We start from the raw sequence: 19,752 nt of genomic DNA on the forward strand, positions 1-19,752 counted from the left end.
GTTCGCACGCGCATGGCACACTCGGGGAATTCTTTGACGCAAACGTCAAAGAATTCTCCTCACCGTCGATGGGAACGCCATGACTGCACCCCGGACCGCCGACCTGTTGCTGACCGGAGCCCGGGTCAGGACCTTCGACGACGCCCAGCCGTGGGCGGAGGCCGTCGCCGTGACGGACGGCCGGATCGGCTACGTCGGGACGGCTTCCGAGGCTCCGGCCGCCCGCGAGACGCGCGACCTCGGCGGAGCGCTCGTCACCCCCGGCATCATCGACAGCCACAACCACCTCCTGCTCGGCTTCGACCCCGACGCGGTGAGCCTGGAGGGCGCGGAGAAGCTGGCGGAGGTGCGCCGCCGCATCCGCGACCTCGCCGAGCGCCGCCCCGACCTCGACTGGATCTGCGCCGAGAACGCCGTCTACTCGGTGGTGACCGGGCGCCGCCCGAACGCCGCCGACCTCGCCGGGCTCACCGACCGCCCGGTGTTCGTCACCACCTACGACCAGCACTCGGTCTGGCTCAACGACGCAGCGCTGCGTGCGCTCGGCATCGCGGGCGGCGGCGACATCCCGTGGGGCCGCCCGGAGCGCGGCGACGACGGCCGGCCGACCGGCTGGGTCACCGATTTCTACACCAGCGCGATGACGACTGCGGGGCTCGCGGGCCTGCAGCGCGACATCCCGTTGTACTCGCCAGAGCGCCGCTACCGCCGTCTGCTCGGCAGCCTCGCGCTCGCCACGGCGTCCGGGATCACGACCGTGGTCGAGCCGCAGGTCCCGCTGGCGGAGGTCGGCCTCCTCGACCGGGCGCGCGAGCGCGGGCTGCTCAGCTCGCGCGTGATCGCGGCGCTGTTCCACCCGATCGACGCGGACGGCGCTTTCCGCCGCGAGTTGCGGGAGGCCGTCGACGGCGCACCGGTGGACGAGCGGCTGCGCTTCGGCCCGGTGAAGCTCTATGCGGACGACGTGATCGAGCCGCACACGGCCTGGATGCTCGACGACTACGCGAATCGTCCGGGCCACCGCGGCCACCCCTCCGCGCCGGTCGGCGAGCTGACCCGCATCGTCACGGAGCTCGACCGGCTCGGCTTCCAGACCCACACCCACGCGACCGGGGACGGCGGCATCCGCCTCGCCCTCGACGCGATCGAGGCCGCCGCGCGGACCAACGGGACGCGCGACCGCCGGCACGGGATCGTGCACGTCGAGTGCCTGCACCCCGACGACCTCCCCCGGTTCGCGGCGCTCGGCGTCACGGCCGCGATGCAGCCGCGGCACTGCTCTCCGGACCTCGTCGCCGGGACCTGGATGGAGAACGTCGGCGAGCAGCGCTGGGACCGCGCCTGGCGCCTGCGCTCGCTCATGGAGTCGGGCGCGCACGTGGCGCTGTCCAGCGACTGGCAGGTGGGCGAGATGGATCCGCTCGTCGGCTTCTACTCGGCCCTCACCCGCGCGGGCCTCGACGGCCGCGACGCCTGGACGCCCGGCGAGCGCATCGGCCTGGACGACGCGATCCGCGGCTACACCCGCGAGGGTGCGTGGGCATGGCACGCGGAGGACGACCTCGGCGTGCTCCGCGTGGGGGCGCGCGCGGACGTCGTCGCGTGGTCGGGGGACCTGTACGAGCACGAGGGCGACCCGGCCGCGCTGCTGGAGCAGCGGGCGGCGCTGACCGTCGTCGGCGGCGAGATCGTCCACGACGCCGACCGGGACGCGCCCGCCCCCGAGCAGTTCGGGGCGCTCGCGCATTGCTCGTCCGCCGCGCCCTGACCCGCCCGGACGCACACCGTCGTACTCGACTGTTAGGCCTTCGCGGGGCGGCGGCGGGGTAGGGCTGCGATGAGGAGGCCGGCGAGTGCCAGGCCGGCGCTCAGGCAGAGGCCGGGTCGGTAGTGGGCGAGTTGCTCCGCGAGGGCGCCTGCGCCGTGCGCCCCGCCTCCCGGGGTCGCCCCGCCCGCGATCAGCGCGCTCGTGACGGCAAGCGCGAGAGCGCCACCGACCTGGGCGCTGGTCTGCACGAGCCCGGCCGCCAGACCCTGCTCGTCGTCGTGCACCCCGGTCGTGGCCTGCACCTGGATCGAGGGGAAGCCGATCCCGAAGCCGACGCCGAGCAGGACGACCGGCGGCAGCACGTCCAGCCAGTAGACCGGCGCGGTGCCGAGCCGGAGGAACAGCAGGTAGCCGGCCGAGAGCGACCCGAGCCCGACGATGATCAGCACGGTCGGCCCGAAGCGGTCGATCAGGCGATCCGTGAACGGCGCACTCGCGACGACCACCAGCCCGGTCGGCAGCAGCGCGAGCGCCATGCCGAGCGGCGTCCAGCCGAGGACGTCCTGCAGGTAGAGCGTGAGGACGAACTGGAACGACACGTACGAGCCGAACAGTGTGATCGCGGTGAGGTTCGCCCGCAGCACCGACGCGACCCGGAAGATCCCGAACCGGATGAGCGGATGCCGCACCCGCGACTCCAGGATCACGAAAGCGGCGAGGAGCGCCGCGGCGACGACGAAACCGAGCACGGTCAGGAGCGACCCCCAGCCGACGCCGGGAGCGGAGACCACCGTGTAGACGAGGAGCAGCATCCCGGCGGCCAGCAGGATCGCTCCGACCACATCGTGACCGGCGCCGCGCTCGCGGGCGTCCTTCGGTACGAAGAGGAAGCCGAGCACCAGCGCGAGCACGGCGAGCGGGACCGAGAAGAGGAACGTCCAACGCCAGCTCAGCGACGTCATCAGGCCGCTCATGATCAGGCCGAGCGAGAAGCCGCTCGCGGCGAACGTCGTGAAGATCGAGATGGCCTTGTTGCGCTCGGGGCCCTCCTCGAAGTTGGTCGTGATCAGGGAGAAGGCCGCGGGGGCGGTGAAGGCCGCCGCGACGCCCTTGACGAAGCGGCTGGCGATGAGGAGGCCCGCGTCCATCGAGAGGCCTCCGGCGAGCGAGGCGACGGTGAACACGCTCAGCGCGACGAGGAGCACCGTGCGGCGGCCCAGAAGGTCGGCCAGGCGGCCGCCGAGCAGCAGGAGGCTGCCGTAGCCGAGCACGTAGCCCGACACGATCCACTGCAGCGCGCCCGGCTGGAGGCCGAGCTCCTTGCCGATCGACGGGAGCGCGACGCCCACCATCGAGACGTCGAGGCCGTCGAGGGCGATCACGATGCAGGTGGCGAAGAGCAGCAGCCAGCGGGCGCGACTCCAGCGGACGACGGGGGCGGCCCCCGAGGGCTGCCCAGGCCGGACGGCGGGGCGGGAGGCGGTGTCGGAGTTCAGCACGCGTGAAAGTCTATGACACGGAATAGATTGTGTCAGCAAAGTATGCACATTCATGTAGTTCGCAAGGAAGCGAGCGTATCATTGCAGCCGTGAACGAACCGGTCGACGTCTCGGCCCGCTGGCGCGAACTGCAGGGCCTCTATCTCAACACTGCCGCGGAGCTGGAGCGCACCCTCCAGCAGAGCCACCAGCTCGGCCTCAGCGAATACGAGGTGCTCGACCTCGTCGCCGGCTACGCGAACGACTCGTGCACGATGCGCAATCTCGTGGACCTCACGCCGATGACCCAGAGCGCCCTGTCCCGAATCGTCGACCGCCTCGTCAAGGCCGGCCTCGTGGAGCGCAACACCTGCGGCTACGACCGACGCGCGCTGTTCGTCGGCATCACCGCCGACGGCGCACGCGTGCACGACGACGCGAAGCGCGAGTACGACGGACTGCTCGAGAAGGCCTTCTCGGCGGCCCCGTCCGTCGTCTAGAACCCCGGCGGCCGAGGGAAACACCGAGGGGCGGAGCCCATCCGGACTCCGCCCCTCCTCTGCACATCCGGCCTCAATCCCCCGCGAGCTGCGCCTTGTAGTCGGAGATCGCCTGGTTCGCTGCCGTCGTCGCATCGGTGAGCGCCTGCTTCATGGTCTTCGAACCCGAGAACGCGGCCTGCATCTGCGGGATCATCGCGGCGCGGATGGCGCTGAACGCTCCCGTGAAGCAGCCGTGGCTGGCCGGCACGTCGCTGACGTCCTTGACCTCGTCGATCGCGACCTGAGCGACCGGGTGGGAGGCCAAGTAGGCCTTCCGCGCCGACGAGTTCTCCAGCGCGGTGTTCGCGGGCACATAGCCGGTCGCCTCACTGAACTTCGCCTGTGACGCCGGGGAAGCGAGGAAGGAGATGAGCTTCCAGCCGGCGACCTGCTGCGCCGGGGTGGCCTGGTTGCTCAGCCACATCGCCGAGCCGCCGACCACGGTGCCCGCCTTCGAGGCCGGAGCCGACAGCGGGGACGGGAGTGCGACGTACGGGAACGTGGTGCTGTTCGCGACCGAGGCGGCGACGGCGGACGAGTTGAACATCATGGCGGTCTTGCCGGCGGCGAACGCCGTCACAGCGTTGTTGTTGTCGGTGCCGACGTCGAGGCCGGCGCCCGCCTTGTATAGCTGCTGTGCCTTGTGACCGCTGCCCACGGGGCGGTGGAGCGAGCGGCGTCGGCCCCGTCGGCGCCGCGCTGTATTGCCGCGGGGCGCCGTGGCCTCGTGCCTCGATGCTGTCCACGGTGGCACCGTTGCGGCGCCCATCACGCGTTGCGGGCAAACGCGGTCTACCGGGTGGCGGCCTCGCGATCGAGCGGATCCGCCAGCGCTGAGATCTCCGTTCGGCCGTCGCGCGCGCCAACCGAGAAGGATGTCCCGCCGACCCGGACGCCCTTCACTCGCACGGCGCCGAGACCGGCGGCTGTGCGCGCGGTGAGCCCGTCGCCGGTCGGACGAAGCTGGAGCTGGGCGCCGAGGACGGCGACGGCCGCCGCTGCCGACCAGGCCTGAGGACGGCATGACGCGGGATACGGCGCAGGGGCGCGGGTCTCGGACGCGGAGTCGCCGGAATGGAGCTCAGGCATCCGGAAGTCGAAGTGCTCCGCCGCACGCAGGAGTCCCTCGACGAGACCGGCCGCGTGGTCGACGAGACCCGCCCTCGACAACCCGGCGATCGCGATCGCCGTGTCGTGGGCCCACACTGAGCCGACGTGGTAGCTCAGCGGCCAGAACCCCGCCGCGTCGGACCCCATGGTCCGCAGCCCGAAGCCGGAGTCCAGGCGAGGCGAGGTCAGCCGTTGGGCGACCTCCCGTTCCTCGTCGGGGTCGAGGATACCTGTGCCGAGCAGATGACCGAGGTTGCTGGTGAGGGTATCCACGCGCCGCTTGCTGCCGTCGAGGGCGACCGCCGGATAGCGGCCACCCTGAGGGTCGTCCACCCAGAAGCTCTCCGCGAAGCGCTCTTTCAGCCGGCGCGCCCACTCGCGCCACTCCGCGGCATCCGGAAGCCCGAAATGGTCGAGGAGGTCCGCGCCGTGCATTGCAGCCTCATACGCGTACGCCTGAACCTCGCAGAGCGCGATCGGGCCTTCGGCGAGGGTGCCGTCGCGCCACTGGATGGAGTCGCCGGAGTCCTTCCACCCCTGGTTCGCCAGGCCGTGACCCGAGGAGTCGATGTACTCGAGGAAGCCGTCGCCGTCGCTGTCGCCGTGGTGACGCATCCAGTCGAGGGCGCGTTGCAGGGCGGGCAGCAGCGGGCGGATGTCCTCCTCGGCCGCACCCCACCGCCAGGCGTCGTGAAGGAGGCAGATCCAGAGCGGGGTGGCGTCGATGGTCCCGTAGTACAGGGGCGGCAACGTGAAGTCCGATCCCCGGATCTCGGCAGCGCGCACCTCGTGCATGATCTTGCCCGGCTGCTCAGCCGTCTCGGGGTCGGTCGTGGTCCCCTGGACCGCGGCGAGAACGCGCAATGTGGACAGCGCGAGCTCGGTGGAGAGCGGCAGGAGGAATCGCGCACTCCAGAGCGAGTCACGGCCGAAGAGGGTGAAGAACCAGGGTGCGCCCGCGGCGAGGAACTCGTCTCCCGGGCTGAGGACCGACCGCATGCGCAGCGCGTCGAGGTCGGACAGTGCAGCGGTCACCCAACGGGAGAGCCTGCTGTCGTCCGACTCGATCTCGAAGCCGGACCAGCTCGCGGTCCCCGGTGCGCCGTCCACCACGAGCGAGGTGTCGGCGAAGCCGACCCTCCAGGCCAGCGAGACAGTCGCGCGTGGCGCGAGCAGCACATCCCACTCCAGGACGATGCGCTCGGCCGACGCCTCAGCGATCGCGCCGTCCGTGACCACGACAGCGGTCGCCGAACCGGCGGACAGTCGCACACCGCCATCGGCGACCTGCACGTCTCGCGGGCGCACCGCTTTCGATCCCTGCTTGATCTGGTCCATCGGGGCGAAGCTGGGGCGCAACCCGACGGTGATGCGCGTGCGCACGTCGACATCGCGCGCCGAGCGGATTTCGATCCGCTCGTCCAACGAGTCGGAGGTCACCTCACGCACCCGCTCGATACGCACACGCGGGTCGGCGCCATCGCCGTCGAGGTGTCGCAGCACGCCGGTGAACGTCACGGCGGATGCACCCCCGGCCGCCATTGAGATCCATTCGGGACGGACGCCGTCGGAGACGAGGGTGAGCTCGTCGAATACGCGGACGTCGCCGTGGTACACGCCGGCGATGCCTGCGCCGCCGGCATCGCCCGTCCGGTCGCTCCACACCTGGGTCGGCGAGCGCAGCACGATCACCTGGTCGTTCAAGAAGGGTTGACGGTCGGACATGCGCTCTCCAGGGAGTTCACCGCCGGGCGACGGTTTGATCGTTCAAGACAGTTCAGTCAACATAGCTCATCGGCGCGACGATGGGAATCCGATTCGTGCTTGACAACGTCACTTCGCTCTTCGTACTGTTGCCGGACGCGCTGGTTTGAACGCTCAAATCGGCGCCAGCACACGACAAAGGAGTTTGAATGCAACCGAGGACTCGCGCAAGGTTCATCGGAATCGTCGCCGTGGTCGGCGTAGCGGCGACACTCGCCGCCTGCAGTTCGTCGCCGAGTACCGATTCCGCCAACCAGAAGGTCACCGTCCGCGTCGGCGTCTGGGATGGCGGCGGCGGCTTGAAACAGGACGAACAGCTCGCAAGCGAATACATGAAGTCGCATCCGAACGTGACCGTCAAAATGGAGTCGACGCCGACGAACTACGGCACGAAGATCCTGACGGAGCTCGCTGCCGGCGACGCACCCGACATCATGCAGATCGGCGACGGCGACATCTCCATGTTCAAGTCGAAGGGCGTCCTGGCGGATCTCACCCCGTACATCGGCAACAAGAGCGACGGCCTGACGATGTCGGACTACGACCCCGCTCTCATGAACATCGGCAAGATCGGCGGCCACTACTACACGATCGGCAGCGGCACCTCGATGGCCGTCTACGTGAACAAGGACGCGTTCGCGGCGGCTGGTCTCACCCTCCCCACCGCGAGCTGGACCTGGGACGACCTCGAGAAGGACGCCGTCGCGCTGACGAAGAAGGACGCGAGCGGGAACGTGTCCCAGTGGGGTATCCGCTTCAACGGCAACGACCTCCGAACCTATCTGCCGTTCGTCTACGCCTACGGCGGCGATGTCATCAGCAGCAACGGCAAGAAGATCACCGGCCACGCCGACAGCGCTGCGACAATCGCCGGCTGGTCCGAGTACAACAAGCTGATGAACGTGGACAAGGTGTCACCGGGGACGCAGGCAGTCGGCGCCAGCAACGGCAACGACTTCTTCCTCGCCGCCGACGGCAAGAAGGTCGGCCCTGCGGCGATGGAGCTGTCCGGAGACTGGGGCGGCACCGACTACGTCAACGCGGGCATGAACTTCGAGGTGCTCCCCGTCCCGGCAGGCCCGGCCGGCCAGTTCACGACGATGGACTACTCGGGCTACGCCATCAACTCCAAGTCGAAGAACGTGCAGGCCGCCTGGGACTACCTGCGATTCTGGGCGACCAAGGGTCAGGACTCCCTGGCCTCCACCGGGCAGCTCGTCCCCTACAAGCCTGCGCTGACGAAGTACAAGCTCGACACCAGCCCGGCCACGGCGGAGTTCGTGAAGAGCTTCAGCAAGGTCAAGCCGTTCCCCGAGCTGCTCAGCCCGTCGTTCTCTGCGTCGGGCGCCGCGAACGACCTGGTCTCCGTGCTGTCGGACATCCAAACGGGCAACGGGTCCGTGGACGTCGCGAAGGAGTTGAAGGCGGCCGCGCAGAAGGCCCAGTCCGACCTGGACTCGTACTCGGGTCAGTAAATGCCGGACACGCCTCTGATGACCGTGACGGAGGTGGGCGTCGACATCGCGTCGGCGCCCGCCCCCGCCCTCCAGCAGCCCCGCACCCCCGTCGGGCGCACGCCCTCCTCCCGGAGACGGTCCCACCGCCTCCAGCGGAAGTGGTTCTACATCTTCATCTCGCCGTGGATCGTCGGCTTGCTGGCGTTCACGCTGATCCCGATGATCATGTCGCTCGTCCTCAGCTTCATGAAATGGGACCTCCTCACCGCGCCCACCTGGGTCGGCTTCGCCAACTACGCGAAGGCGTTCACCGGCGACCCGCTCGTCTGGCAGTCGCTCGGAGTGACCTTCTACTTCGCTGTGACCTCGATCCCGCTCACTCTCGTCGTCTCCCTTGTGATCGCGATACTGCTCCACCGGCTGCCGCGCGGCTCGCAGGTGTTCCGCACGATCTATTACCTGCCGGTCATCGTCTCGGGCATCCCGGTCACCATCCTGTGGATGTACATCCTGAACCCCGACGGCGGCTTGATGAACCGGCTGCTCGCACTCATCGGCATCAAAGGACCGGGATGGATCTACGACGCCAAATGGGTGATGCCTTCGCTGCTGCTGATGAGCGTCTGGGCGGTGGGCGGCACGGTGGTCATCTGGCTCGCGGGGCTGAGCGGCGTCGACGGACAGCTCTACGAGGCGGCTCAGCTCGACGGCGCCAACAGGTGGCAGCAGTTCCGTCACGTCACGGTGCCGGCGCTTGCGCCGGTGATCACGTTCAACCTCGTCATGGGTGTCATCGGGGCCTTGCAGACGTTCGACCAGGCCTACGTGATGGCCGATGGGACCAGCGGCGCCGGCCCGCACAACTCGATGCTCTTCTACGCCTACTACATCTACAAGAACGGGTTCGAGGCGTTCAAGATGGGGTACGCCTCCGCACTTGCCTGGATCCTGTTCGTGATCATCCTCGTCATCACGCTCTTGATCTTCCGGACGACACCGCTCGGAACGTATAGCGAGGACGACTGACCGTGAACAGAACAACCTCGAACAGGATCTTGCACACGATCACCTATGCGGTGCTGGGCGCCGGGGCGATCGCCATGCTGTTCCCCCTGGGATGGATGGTGCTGACCTCCCTCAAGACCAACAGTGAGATCATCGCGGTGGGGTCGCCGTGGTTCCCGAAGTCACCGCAGTGGGACAACTACTGGCGTGCGTTCACGTCGCTGCCGTTCGGACGCTGGGCACTCAACACGGTCGTCATCACCGCCTTCACCATCGTCGGCGCTTTGGTCTCGAACACACTCGTTGCTTACGGCTTCGCCCGCTTCCGGGTGAGAGAGAACAACATCCTCTTCATGGTGCTGCTTGCCACGATGATGCTGCCCGGCGCCGTGACGATGATCCCTCAGTTCATCCTGTTCAAGGACATCGGCTGGGTGAACACGTACTTCCCGCTGATCGTGCCGGCCTTCTTCGGCAACGCGTTCTTCATCTTCCTGCTGAGACAGTTCTTCCGCACCATCCCGCGGGACTTCGAAGAGGCCGCTCGGCTGGATGGACTCGGGCCGTTCGGGGTGCTCATCCGCATTGTGCTGCCGCTCACACTGCCCGTTCTCACCACGGTGGCCATCTTCCAGTTCAACGGGGCGTGGAACGACTTCATGACCCCCTTGATCTACCTGAACGACAGTTCGATGTACACGCTGTCGCTCGGCATCAACTTCTTCAAGGGCGGCGCGGGGATCACCGAGGTGCCCCAGTGGAACTACCTGATGGCGGCCTCCACCATCTCGCTTCTGCCGAGCCTCGTACTCTTCTTCTTCGGCCAGAAGTACTTCATCGAAGGCATCTCGATCTCCTCGGGAATCAAGTGACCTGCGCCGGTCGGTGCGGGCCGCAGTCGGCCTCCCTCCGTCCGGTCCTTCTCCACACAGAAAGTGTGCAATGAACCTTCAGACGATGTCCGAGCACCGCCCGAATCCCGGGCGAGAGAACTACCTCACTCCCGGGCGCCACATCCAGTTGATCGGATCGCAGAACGGAGGTTTCCCGCCGTTCGGCCACCACGTCCCCAACGAGATGGGCGGCGTGTGGATGCATCCGGTCAAACTGCTGGACGGCTTCTGGCTCGGTGTCCAGACCGACGGTGGCGGCATCGATTGGCTGACCGACGCCGTCCGCTTCAGCAATCACGTCTTCTACAACGCGATGACCTTCGAGCGCGAGACGTACACGGTCGAGCGGCGCGAGTACTCAGCCCAGTCTTTTCCGGGACTGATCGTCGAATTCTCCGTCACGAACCGGACGGCGGAGCCGCTCGAGCTGGACGGGGTACTGGCCGTCCGATCCGACCTGCGTCCGGTCTGGTCCGAAAGCGGCGAGATCGTCGACGCCCCAGACGACGCCTGGGCCGACGCCGGCGACTTCGTCGGACGGGACCGCGAGCAGGAATGGTTCGTACGATGCCGGATTGACGGAGTCGACGGTGAGCTCTCCCTGCCCGATCAGCCGATCGCGGGCGACGAGGTCTTCGGTCCTGGGGCGTCCGGGGTCTGGCAGGTGCCGCTCGCGGTCGCACCGGGCGAAACGAGGACCTTCGCACTCAAAATCACCGGATCGCTCACAGCGGCTGCCGAGACGCTCGACCGCATGAACCGGCTGGCCGACCCGCAGGAGCTGTTCGCCGAGAAGCGCGACCACTACGCCGCTATCCTCGCGCGGTCCGACATCGAGGTGCCGGACAAAGAGCTCGAAAAGCAGTATGCCTGGTCGAAGTGCCACATCGAATGGCTCACCATCTCCTCGGAGCCCGTCGGAACCGGGCTGGCAGCCGGGATCCCGGAATACGTCTGGTGGTTCTCCGTGGACTCGGTCTACGCCCTGAAGGGATGCCTCCCGGCCGGGTTCCACGACCTCGCCGAGCAGACGATCGCCATCATCGACGAAGGGTCGCGGCGGGCCAACGGCAACGGCCGGATCATCCATGAGGAGAACTCGTACGGGGAGGTCGGCAACCGGGGCAACACTCAGGAGACGGCGCTCTTCGTCCACGCCGTCTCCGAGACGTATAGCTGGACAGGGGATCGAGACTGGCTCGCCTCCTACTGGCCGGCCGTCCAGGCGGCCCTCCGGTATCTCCTCGACGACTGCATGCCGGCCGGGAGCCTCTTTCCGGTGGGCAACGGGATCATGGAGGTGCGCGGACTTACCGGCGAACTCATCGACACCGCGGTGTACACCCAGGTCGCGCTCGCCGACGCGGGGAGGATCGCCGCGCTTCTGGGCGACTCGGCGGCCGAGGCGGAGTACTCCGAACGCGCCGACGCGATGGCGACCGAGATCCGTACGACCATGTGGCAGGACGACGACGGCCTCTTCGCCGACATCAGGAGCGACCGCCGGCAACTCCTCGACGTGTTCGACGAGCTGATCGAGTCCGCGCACCGTGACGACCGCCGCGACTTGGTCGCGCGATACACCGAGGCGAAGCGCGGCTTCGTCGCCGACCAGACGGCCGGCGACGGGGACAGCGCCGTTTTCAGTTTCAAGAACTGGGTGATCCTGACCCCGATCGAGATGGGCCTTGCCAGCGACGAGCAAGCCGGCGTCGCTCTTTCCCGCCTCGATTCGCCCGAGTTCGTCGGCGAATGGGGTGCCTACCTCTCGGGAAGCGGCGATGATCGGATCATGACGATCTCGTCGGCTGTCCACATCAACAGCAATCTGGCCTATGGCCGCGCCGATGAGGCTCTGGATGTGGTCCGCCGGGTGATGGCGACCTTCAACCGGTACCTTCCGGGTTCGATCAGCGAAATGTCCCCCGACTACGGTTGCTTCGTGCAGGCGTGGACCGCCTACGCCATGATCGCCCCGGTGATCACCGGGTTCATCGGTCTCCGTCCGGATGCGGGCGCGAAGCGACTGCGGATCGACCCCTGCCTCCCGAGCGACTGGGACTCGCTGAGCGCGAGGAACGTTCTGATCGGAGACGACAGCTTCGACATCGAGGTACGCCGCGAGGGCGACGATTCCTACTCGGTCAGCGTCAGCGGCGCCACGGACGGCTGGACGATCTCGACAGCTCACCCGATGGTGATGGCCGCCCGATGAACAGGGCAGCCGCCTTCGAGCGCGTCATGGGGATCCTGAAATGGATCTGGTATTTCGTGTACATCCAGTTCCTCTTCGTTGTCGGCGCAGTAGCCGGCCTGGTGGTCGTGGGCCTGTTCCCGAGTCTGTACGCCAGCATCCTCGTCTCGCGCGAACTCATGAAGCCGGACGCGGACTACTTCGCGACGGCTCGCTTCGTGAAGATCTATCGCGCGGTCTTCTGGAAGAGCCTCCAGGTCGGGTACACCGGTCTCTTCGCGCTCGCCATCGGCGTCAGCAACATCGTCTACTTCAACCAAATGGAGGGACAGCACGGGTGGGCGTTCTTCGTCAAGCTGCTCTGGCTCGTGATCACCGTGCTCGTCATGTCCACACTGGCACTGGTGTCGCCCACGTTCGTGGACTTCGGCCTCCGCCTGAAGCAGCTACCGCGGCTGATCCTCGCCGGGCTCAGCGACCTTCGCTCGATCGTGCTCGTCGTCGTGGCCGTGGCGGCGCTCGTCGTCGGCCTGGTCTTCCTCACGGGGCTCTTCCTCTACGTCGCGCTCGGTGCGTACATCCTCGCGATCGCCGGGCTCAACGGACGCTTCGAACGTCGACGGGTCTCGTTCACGCGCACGCCCTCGGGCCGGGACCCCATCCGGACCCGCTCGGCGGGGCCCGAGCGTGCTCGCAGTCTGTCGGGCGCCGCTTCGTGATAATTGCTTCGTGGATGGAGGTACGCCCGTGAAGACCGCAGACGAACGGAGCGACAGGCCGAATCGCCTCCCGACGGTCGTCGATGTGGCCCGCATGGCCGGTGTGTCGCGCCAGACCGTCTCCAATGTCTTGAACACGCCGGGGATCGTGCGCTCCGAGACACAGGAGCGCGTCCGCCAGGCGATCGAGGAACTCCGGTATCGCCCGCACGCCTCCGCGCGGCGGTTGCGCACGCGTAAGAGTTCGACGATCGGCGTACGCCTCGACCCGGCGCGCGACGGGATCTCGGGCGCGATCCTCGACCGGTTCCTGCACGCGCTGACGGAGCAGGCAGCCGCCCTCGACCTGCGGGCGCTCCTCTTCACGGCGACGTCTCCGCAGGACGAGATCGACCACTTCTCGCGACTCGCCGACGGCTCGGACGTCGACGCCTTCGTCCTGACGTCGACCTTTCACGACGACCCGCGAATCGAGTGGCTCATGAAGCACGAACTGCAGTTCGCTATGTTCGGGCGCCCCTGGGGCATCGACGATCTCGAGGATCCACGCTATCCATGGGTCGATGTCGACGGCCGCGCCGGCGTGCGCGCCGCGACCGAGTCGCTGCTCGCCCGCGGGCTGACGCGCATCGGCTTCCTCGGCTGGCCGCAGGGCTCCGGCACGGGCGACGAGCGCGCCGGCGGCTGGGAAAGCGCGATGACAGAGGCCGGACACGGCGAGCACCTGAACTCATTGCAGGAGCGGACGGCCGACGCGGTAGCTGACGCGCGCGTGGCCGCTTCGCGGCTGCTTGCACGGGTTCCCGACCTCCAGGCGGTCGTCGCAGCCAGCGACAGCCTTGCGCTCGGCGCCATCGTGCAGCTTCAAGGCTCGCTGCCCGTCGTCGGATTCGACAACACGCCGGTGTCGGAGGCCATGGGGTTCTCGAGCGTCGATCAGCAGCTCGACAAGGTGGCGGAAGCGATCTTGGCCCTGCTGAGCGGCGGCGGCGACGACGCTCCCCGGCATCACCTCATCACACCCAAGCTGATCGAGCGCTCGTCCGAGGTCCTCATCACCCCCATTCGCGTCGCAGAGACCGAGCCGCCCCGGATCGATCGGAAGAATCCTGAGTAACGACACTCCTCAGGCGCCGGATCGTTCCACCGGCGCGGTGCTGACCATCGCCGACGATGACGGGCCGACACCGTTGGCTGCGACTGTCGGCACGGTGCCGGTGTTCCGGGCGTCCGCTCTGTTCGGTCTCGAGGTGGATCGGCATCGCAGAGCAGCGATCACGGGAGCGTCCGTCGACCGGCGCGCGGACGGCTCCGTGACCGTGCGCGGCACCGTCGAGCAGACCGCGCTGTCGGCATGCTGGAGCGCATTGCGCCTCGGTGCACACGATGTGTGGGAGTTCTCGCTGGAACTCGTCAATGCCGGCGACCGCGACGTCGCACTGTCTCGGCTCGACCCGTTCGCAGCCGGGCTCGCCGGTGACGACTGGGCGACACTCGCGTTCCGTTCGGCGTGGGGCGACGAGTTCCGCCCGGAGACCGCCTACGCGGATGGCGACCTGTTCTTCGAGTCCCGCGCGGGCCGGAGCTCCCACGGCTTCGTGCCCTGGGTCGGATTCGAACGGCCGGGAGTGGGTTTCGTGGTGGCACCCGTCTGGAGTGGAAACTGGCACATCGATGTGACGGACGGCGGCGTCGTGTCCGCCGGGATCTCCGACTGGCTGTTCGAGACGACGCTTGCCCCCGGGGAGTCGGTCCGGGCTCCGTCGGTCCTGGTGGCGTTCGGGCCCGATCGCGATGAGGCGGCGATCGGGTTGACGTCAGCGCTCGGCGACGGATTCACGCCCCGTTCCGAGGCCTCCGAGCGGCTGGATGTCGAGTGGAACCACTGGTGGCCGTATGAGGACGTCGGAGTGGACGAGGGCGTGATCGCCGAGAACGCCGGCCACGCAGTGCGAGCCGGGATCCGGCAGGTCACGGTCGACGCGGGATGGTTCGGTCCGGCCGACGGGGGTTCGACCTGGACGAAGGTCCGCGGCGACTGGGACCAGGTGAACACGGTGCGCTTCCCCTCGGGACTCGGGGCCCTCGGCGGCAGAATCCGCGCGACCGGCGCGCGGCCTGGCATCTGGATTGAAGCCGAAGCAGTCGGCGTTGATTCGCTGGTGCGGCGGGAGCGCCCGGAGATCATCGCCCGTGCGGTCGACGGGCGCCGACCCGACCGTTCCTACCGGGCGGAGTCCCAGGCGTTGGACGCCGACGATCCGACCTTCCTCGGTTACGTGTGCTGCGGCTCGGAGTCGGGTCGCAGGTTCGTCGCCGAGAGCCTCGACCGGGTAGTGGAGGTGCTGGGCGCCGAATGGATCAAACTCGACTTCAACATCGATCCCGATGCGGGCTGCACCCGCACCGACCACGGCCACGGCAGCGGAGACGGTCTCTTCCGGCACTATCTCGGCCTCTACAGCGTCCTCGACGAGTTCCGCCGACGGCATCCTGAAGTCGTGCTCGAGTCCTGTGCTTCAGGCGGTCTGCGGCTCGACCTCGGGATGGCCCGGCACGTCCACTGCATCCACCTCTCCGACCCCGACTACACGGAGCACGCCCTCCACGTGTTGTGGGGAGCGAGCATGATGCTCCCCCGGCCACGATGCTGCACTGGTCGTGGTCGCAATGGCGCGGCGAGTACGCGCCTGCGCAACTCGATTTCGGTGAGCTCTCCGCCGATGAGTTCGCGGCGACCCTCCGAGCCGCGATGTTGCACCGTTTCGGAGTCTCTCTGCGCCTTCCGGAGCTGCGTCCGGATCTCGCCGACGTGCTCGCCGAACACGTCGGCGTGTACACGGCGACCGTGGCCGCACTGGTGCGGGAGGGCATCCTCCGTCGCCTGAGCGGGCAGCCTCTCCGCCACGGCCGAGGCGAGCGTCGTCCGGCTTTTCAGCTCAGCTCGCGCGACGGATCGCGCCACCTCGTCGCGGTCTTCAGCCTCCCAGGGGCCGACGATGAGGTCGCCCGGATCCGGCCACGTGCCCTCGAGGCGGAACGCTCGTATCGGGTTTCCGATCCGTTCGGCGCTGCAGCGACGATTTCGACCGGGGCCGAACTGTCTGCTGCGGGCATCGTCGTTCCGGAGAGCGCTGGACGGCTCACCTCCCGGTTCGTCCTCATCGACAGGATCCAGACGTCCCCGAGGCGCCCTCAGCCTCGATCGCGGTAGTCGGGCACCTCGATCCAGGCGCCGTCGCGCATCGCGGACTCGTGAGCGCAGATTCCGGGCGCGGTCCAGGCGGCAGCGCGAAGAGCGTCGACCAGGGCGACCCGGCCCTCCACGATGCTGCTCACGAACTCGTGCACCAGGAACGGATGCGACCCGCCGTGGTGCGCCCCCACCCGAACCGGTTCCGGCATCCCGGGCAGCACGACGTCGGTCGCGCGGACGAACGGGGCGAGCTCGACGGGGAGCCGCTCGGGGAAATCGCGCGGGGCCAGCGACGACGTCTCCACCCGGTTGCCGCGCGTGCCCGCTGCGGGAGGGAACATGTCGTACACGGTGAGGTCGCCGCCGTTGTCGATCGGCCACTCCACGCCACGCCGCTCGCCGTACAGGGAGAAGCCCTCGATGTAGCTTCGGGCGGTCTGGAAGAACGACATCGTGATCTCGGCGAGCACATCGCTGTCACGGAGGGCGAACAGCCCGACCTCTGTCGGGAAGCGGTTGTCGAATCCGCCGCCGGCGTTCTTCTGGGCCAGCCGCCCGGCGCCGCGTGCGCTCACCGACGCGACGGTCGTGTCGAGCAGCGCCAGGATCGGCGACAGCGCGTGCGTCACGTAGTGCATCGGCGGGTAGCCCTGCCAGTAGGTGGGGAAGCCCTCGAGCTCCTGAAGATGGAAGCCCTTGTACAGCGTCAGGTCGCCGAACGCGCCCTCGCGCGCCATCTCGTCCACGGCCAGGTACTCGCGCCCGAAGACCGTGGTCTCCATCATCATGTAGACCCGGCCGCTGCGCTGCTGCGCCGCGATGATCCGGTCGAGATCCTCCAGTGTCGTCGCCATCGGCACCGCGCACGCCACGTGCTTGCCGGCGTCGAGGGCGGCGACGACCATGTCGGCGTGCAGGAAGACCGGCGCGAGGATGTGCACGGCATCGACCGACGGATCGGCGAGAGCGTCCGCGAGCTCGGCGTAGCCGTCGTCGAGCGCGAAGCGGCGGCCGACCTCCCGGCGGCGGTTCTCGTCGGGCTCCACGAGGACGACGCGGTCGACGGCGGGGTGGCAGAGATAGATCGGCACGAAATCCTGGCCGAACCCCAGGCCGACGACGGCGATGGTCAAGCCGGTCATGCGAGAGCCACCTGCACCTCCGGACCGGTAAGGAACTCCACGCCGCCGGTGACGAAGTTGGCGAGGTCGGCGTTTGCCGCCTGACCCTCCGGTGACGACAGCACCGCGTCGAGCGACTGCTTCGACTCGGCATACAGCTCGGCCACGAGCACGTAGGGGCCGTCGTCGTCGATCCAGGACAGGTTCCATCCTGTGAGCCCCGACATCCGCCGGGCGATGGGGATGTGCGATTCCTCGTAGTAGCGTCGGAAGGCCTCTGGATCGGTGGGCCGGCGATACAGGATCGTCATGCGATACACGCTCAGGCCTCCTGTGCGACGCGTGCCGGCACCGAAGAGGGCAGCTCGATGCGGGTGTAGCGGCTCATGTGCTCGACCATGGCGACCTCCGTCGGCATCCGTTCCATGCTGGAGGCGCCCAGGAAACCGTCCACGCCCGGGACGTCGTGGATGACCTCCGCCGCCTCGTCGGGTCCGAAGATCGGGCCGCCGTGGCAGACGATCAGAACGTCGGGGTTCACCTCGCGCGCGGCCTGCATGAGCTCGGCGACCTTGCGCTTGGATTCCTCGAGGCTGAGCGCGGTCTGCGCGCCGATCATGCCGGAGGTCGTCAAGCCCATGTGCGGGACGATGACGTCGGCGCCTGCCTGCGCCATCGCGACCGCCTCATCCGGGTTCGCGACGTAACTCGCCGTGAAGAGATCGAGCGCGTGGGCCTCGGCGATCATGTCCGCCTCCTTGTCGAAGCCCAGACCCGTCTCCTCCAGGTTGGCCCGGATGATCCCGTCGAAGAGGCAGATCGTCGGGTAGTTCTGCACCCCTGAGAATCCGGCGTCTTTGATCTGGCGAAGGAACTTCGGCATCAGGCGGAACGGGTCGGTGCCGCAGACGCCCGCGACGACGGGGATGCGGTCGACGACGGGGAGGATCTCCGCGCCCATGTCGAGAACGATCTGGTTGGCGTCTCCATACGGCATGAGCCCCGCCATGGAGCTCCGACCGGCCATGCGGTAGCGGCCGGAGTTGTAGACCACGATGAAGTCGAGGCCGGCTTCCTCCGAGCATTTGGCCGACAGGCCGGTTCCCGCGCCGCCGCCGATGATCGGCCGCCCGGCCGCGACCTTCGCGCGCAACCGCTCGACGATCTCTTCCCGGGTGCTCGGCTCTGCCCGACTGCTCATTCGTTGTTCCCTTTCGTCCGACCGAGCACGCGGCCCAGTGCGTCGATGACCTCGGCCGAGAAGGCCGGGTCGTTGATGGCCGCTTCGATGACCCGCAGCGGAATGCGGGGGTCGAGGTTATCGCTCAGCGACCGAAGGAGGGCCGCGTCGGCCACCGGGTCGTGGAACGGGCCGCCCTCGACCGAGATCTGCGAGAACCCACGGGCCGGCGCCAGCACCTCCACCGGGCCGGTCGAGGCGTTGAGCCGTTCGGCGATGATGCGTCCGAGCGCCGCGCATTCGGCGGCGTCGGTCCGCATCAGTGTGACCGCGGGGTTGTGCGCGTGCAGGAGTCGGCCGCGGTAACGCGCCGGCACCGTCTCCGGCGCCCCGAAGTTGACCATGTCGAGCGCGCCGAGGCTGACGACTTGGGGCACCCCGGCCGTCGCGGCGGCGGTCAGTCGGTCCGGGCCGGCAGAGCACACCCCGCCGCACAGCTCGTCGGCGAGCTCGGTGGTGGTCAGGTCGGCGACGACGTCGATGAGCCCGGAGGCCACCATCGCCTCCAGTGTCCGGCCGCCGGTGCCGTTGGCGTGGAAGGTGTGCACCTCGGCGCCCTGCGCGACGAGCGTGTCGTGCACGCCCGTGACGCAGGTGGTCGTCACGCCGAACATCGTGCACGCGATGGTGGGGCCGGCCTTCTCGGAAGGGGTCGGGGGCGCCGCGCGCACCATGCCGACGACGGCGTCGGCCGCACGCGCCAGAACAGGGATGCTGATCGCGTTGAGACCGGCGATGTCGACCACCGGGTACAGCATCATCAGGTCGCTCGTCCCGACGTACGGCCGGGTGTCGCCCGCGACGATCGTGGAGACGAGCAGCTTGGGCACGCCGATCGGCAGCCGCGCAGCGACCCGCGCCATGACGAAGCCGGCGTTGGAGCCGCCGAGCACCACCACGCCCGCGACCTCGCCTGCCGCGTGCAGGTCGCGGACGATCTGGGCGGCGCCGTCCGCCATGGCGATCATGGCGTCGCCGCGGTCGCCGCGGTCGCCGCGGCGGACGAGCCCGGCGAGATCGGCTCCCGCCGCCGCCGCGACCTCGGCACGGGAGACATCGGCGGGGAGGCCGGGAGGACCCAGTACGCCGGTGTCGACGAGGAGGGTGGGGACGCCCGCGGCCTCGATCCGGTCGCGCACGAAGCGGTACTCCTCGGCCTTCGTGTCGAGCGCCCCGGCGAGGACGATGCGGGCGGTCACTTCACCGCTCCGAGCGACAGCCCGTTGATCAGCCGGCGCTGCGTGAACAGGAAGACGATCAGCAGC

Annotated in this window: 17 protein-coding genes; 10 read left to right on the plus strand and 7 right to left on the minus strand. The window is 68.4% G+C overall.

The window, feature by feature from the left end:
• Positions 1-79 precede the first annotated feature (79 nt).
• Positions 80-1,768 carry an amidohydrolase gene (locus ACRAWC_RS14610; RefSeq protein ID WP_431348374.1) on the plus strand — a complete coding sequence of 563 codons (1,689 nt, stop codon included), beginning with the start codon at positions 80-82 and terminating at the stop codon, positions 1,766-1,768.
• Positions 1,769-1,800: 32 nt separating this feature from the next.
• Here ACRAWC_RS14610 and ACRAWC_RS14615 read toward each other — a convergent pair whose 3' ends face one another.
• Complete coding sequence (locus ACRAWC_RS14615) at positions 1,801-3,267, minus strand: MFS transporter (protein ID WP_431348375.1); 1,467 nt, start codon at positions 3,265-3,267, stop codon at positions 1,801-1,803.
• Positions 3,268-3,356: 89 nt separating this feature from the next.
• Here ACRAWC_RS14615 and ACRAWC_RS14620 point away from each other — a divergent pair, with 89 nt between their 5' ends.
• Positions 3,357-3,746 (plus strand): MarR family winged helix-turn-helix transcriptional regulator, encoded by a 390-nt coding sequence (locus tag ACRAWC_RS14620; protein ID WP_431348376.1) that lies wholly within the window; start codon positions 3,357-3,359, stop codon positions 3,744-3,746.
• Between the two features lie 73 nt (positions 3,747-3,819).
• On the opposite strand, the gene ACRAWC_RS14625 is transcribed toward ACRAWC_RS14620, so the two are convergent.
• The gene (locus tag ACRAWC_RS14625) at positions 3,820-4,446 is read right to left on the minus strand and encodes an extracellular solute-binding protein (RefSeq protein WP_431348377.1); all 627 of its coding nucleotides are present in this window, start codon (positions 4,444-4,446) and stop codon (positions 3,820-3,822) included.
• 134 nt (positions 4,447-4,580) lie between these two features.
• Entirely contained in the window at positions 4,581-6,623 is a 2,043-nt protein-coding gene (locus ACRAWC_RS14630; protein ID WP_431348378.1) for a glycogen debranching N-terminal domain-containing protein, read from the minus strand.
• A 188-nt stretch (positions 6,624-6,811) separates the two neighbouring features.
• On the opposite strand from ACRAWC_RS14630, the gene ACRAWC_RS14635 reads away from it, so the two are divergent.
• The 8 genes from ACRAWC_RS14635 (at position 6,812) to ACRAWC_RS14670 (ending at position 16,144) form a co-directional block, all read left to right on the plus strand.
• Positions 6,812-8,137, plus strand: a complete 1,326-nt coding sequence (locus ACRAWC_RS14635; protein WP_431348379.1) for an ABC transporter substrate-binding protein — start codon at positions 6,812-6,814, stop codon at positions 8,135-8,137.
• Positions 8,138-9,145, plus strand: a complete 1,008-nt coding sequence (locus ACRAWC_RS14640; RefSeq protein ID WP_431348380.1) for a carbohydrate ABC transporter permease — start codon at positions 8,138-8,140, stop codon at positions 9,143-9,145.
• A gap of 29 nt (positions 9,146-9,174) precedes the next feature.
• Positions 9,175-9,996, plus strand: coding sequence for a carbohydrate ABC transporter permease (locus ACRAWC_RS14645; protein ID WP_431348381.1), 822 nt, complete (start codon positions 9,175-9,177; stop codon positions 9,994-9,996).
• A 70-nt stretch (positions 9,997-10,066) separates the two neighbouring features.
• Positions 10,067-12,232 (plus strand): hypothetical protein, encoded by a 2,166-nt coding sequence (locus tag ACRAWC_RS14650; RefSeq protein ID WP_431348382.1) that lies wholly within the window; start codon positions 10,067-10,069, stop codon positions 12,230-12,232.
• Positions 12,229-12,930, plus strand: a complete 702-nt coding sequence (locus ACRAWC_RS14655) for a DUF624 domain-containing protein (RefSeq protein WP_431348383.1) — start codon at positions 12,229-12,231, stop codon at positions 12,928-12,930. Before ACRAWC_RS14650 ends, ACRAWC_RS14655 begins: the two co-directional genes overlap by 4 nt.
• 28 nt (positions 12,931-12,958) lie before the next feature.
• Positions 12,959-14,047, plus strand: a complete 1,089-nt coding sequence (locus ACRAWC_RS14660; protein ID WP_431348384.1) for a LacI family DNA-binding transcriptional regulator — start codon at positions 12,959-12,961, stop codon at positions 14,045-14,047.
• A gap of 37 nt (positions 14,048-14,084) precedes the next feature.
• Positions 14,085-15,818 (plus strand): alpha-galactosidase, encoded by a 1,734-nt coding sequence (locus ACRAWC_RS14665; protein WP_431348385.1) that lies wholly within the window; start codon positions 14,085-14,087, stop codon positions 15,816-15,818.
• A complete protein-coding gene (locus tag ACRAWC_RS14670; RefSeq protein WP_431349452.1) occupies positions 15,791-16,144 on the plus strand; it encodes a GH36 C-terminal domain-containing protein in 354 nt (117 codons plus the stop codon). The genes ACRAWC_RS14665 and ACRAWC_RS14670 overlap by 28 nt, the downstream gene beginning before the upstream one ends.
• Here ACRAWC_RS14670 and ACRAWC_RS14675 read toward each other — a convergent pair.
• Genes ACRAWC_RS14675 through ACRAWC_RS14690 form a run of 4 tightly spaced genes read right to left on the minus strand, consistent with a single transcriptional unit; the run spans position 16,126 to position 19,686 of the window.
• Complete coding sequence (locus ACRAWC_RS14675; RefSeq protein WP_431348386.1) at positions 16,126-17,268, minus strand: Gfo/Idh/MocA family protein; 1,143 nt, start codon at positions 17,266-17,268, stop codon at positions 16,126-16,128. The two genes, ACRAWC_RS14670 and ACRAWC_RS14675, sit on opposite strands and share 19 nt — an antisense overlap.
• A complete protein-coding gene (locus ACRAWC_RS14680; RefSeq protein ID WP_431348387.1) occupies positions 17,265-17,558 on the minus strand; it encodes an EthD family reductase in 294 nt (97 codons plus the stop codon). The genes ACRAWC_RS14675 and ACRAWC_RS14680 overlap by 4 nt, the downstream gene beginning before the upstream one ends.
• 11 nt (positions 17,559-17,569) lie before the next feature.
• Positions 17,570-18,448 (minus strand): phosphoenolpyruvate hydrolase family protein, encoded by an 879-nt coding sequence (locus ACRAWC_RS14685; RefSeq protein ID WP_431348388.1) that lies wholly within the window; start codon positions 18,446-18,448, stop codon positions 17,570-17,572.
• Entirely contained in the window at positions 18,445-19,686 is a 1,242-nt protein-coding gene (locus ACRAWC_RS14690) for a Tm-1-like ATP-binding domain-containing protein (protein ID WP_431348389.1), read from the minus strand. Before ACRAWC_RS14690 ends, ACRAWC_RS14685 begins: the two co-directional genes overlap by 4 nt.
• Between the last annotated feature and the right edge of the window lie 66 nt (positions 19,687-19,752).

Source organism: Leifsonia sp. L25, from assembly GCF_050632895.1.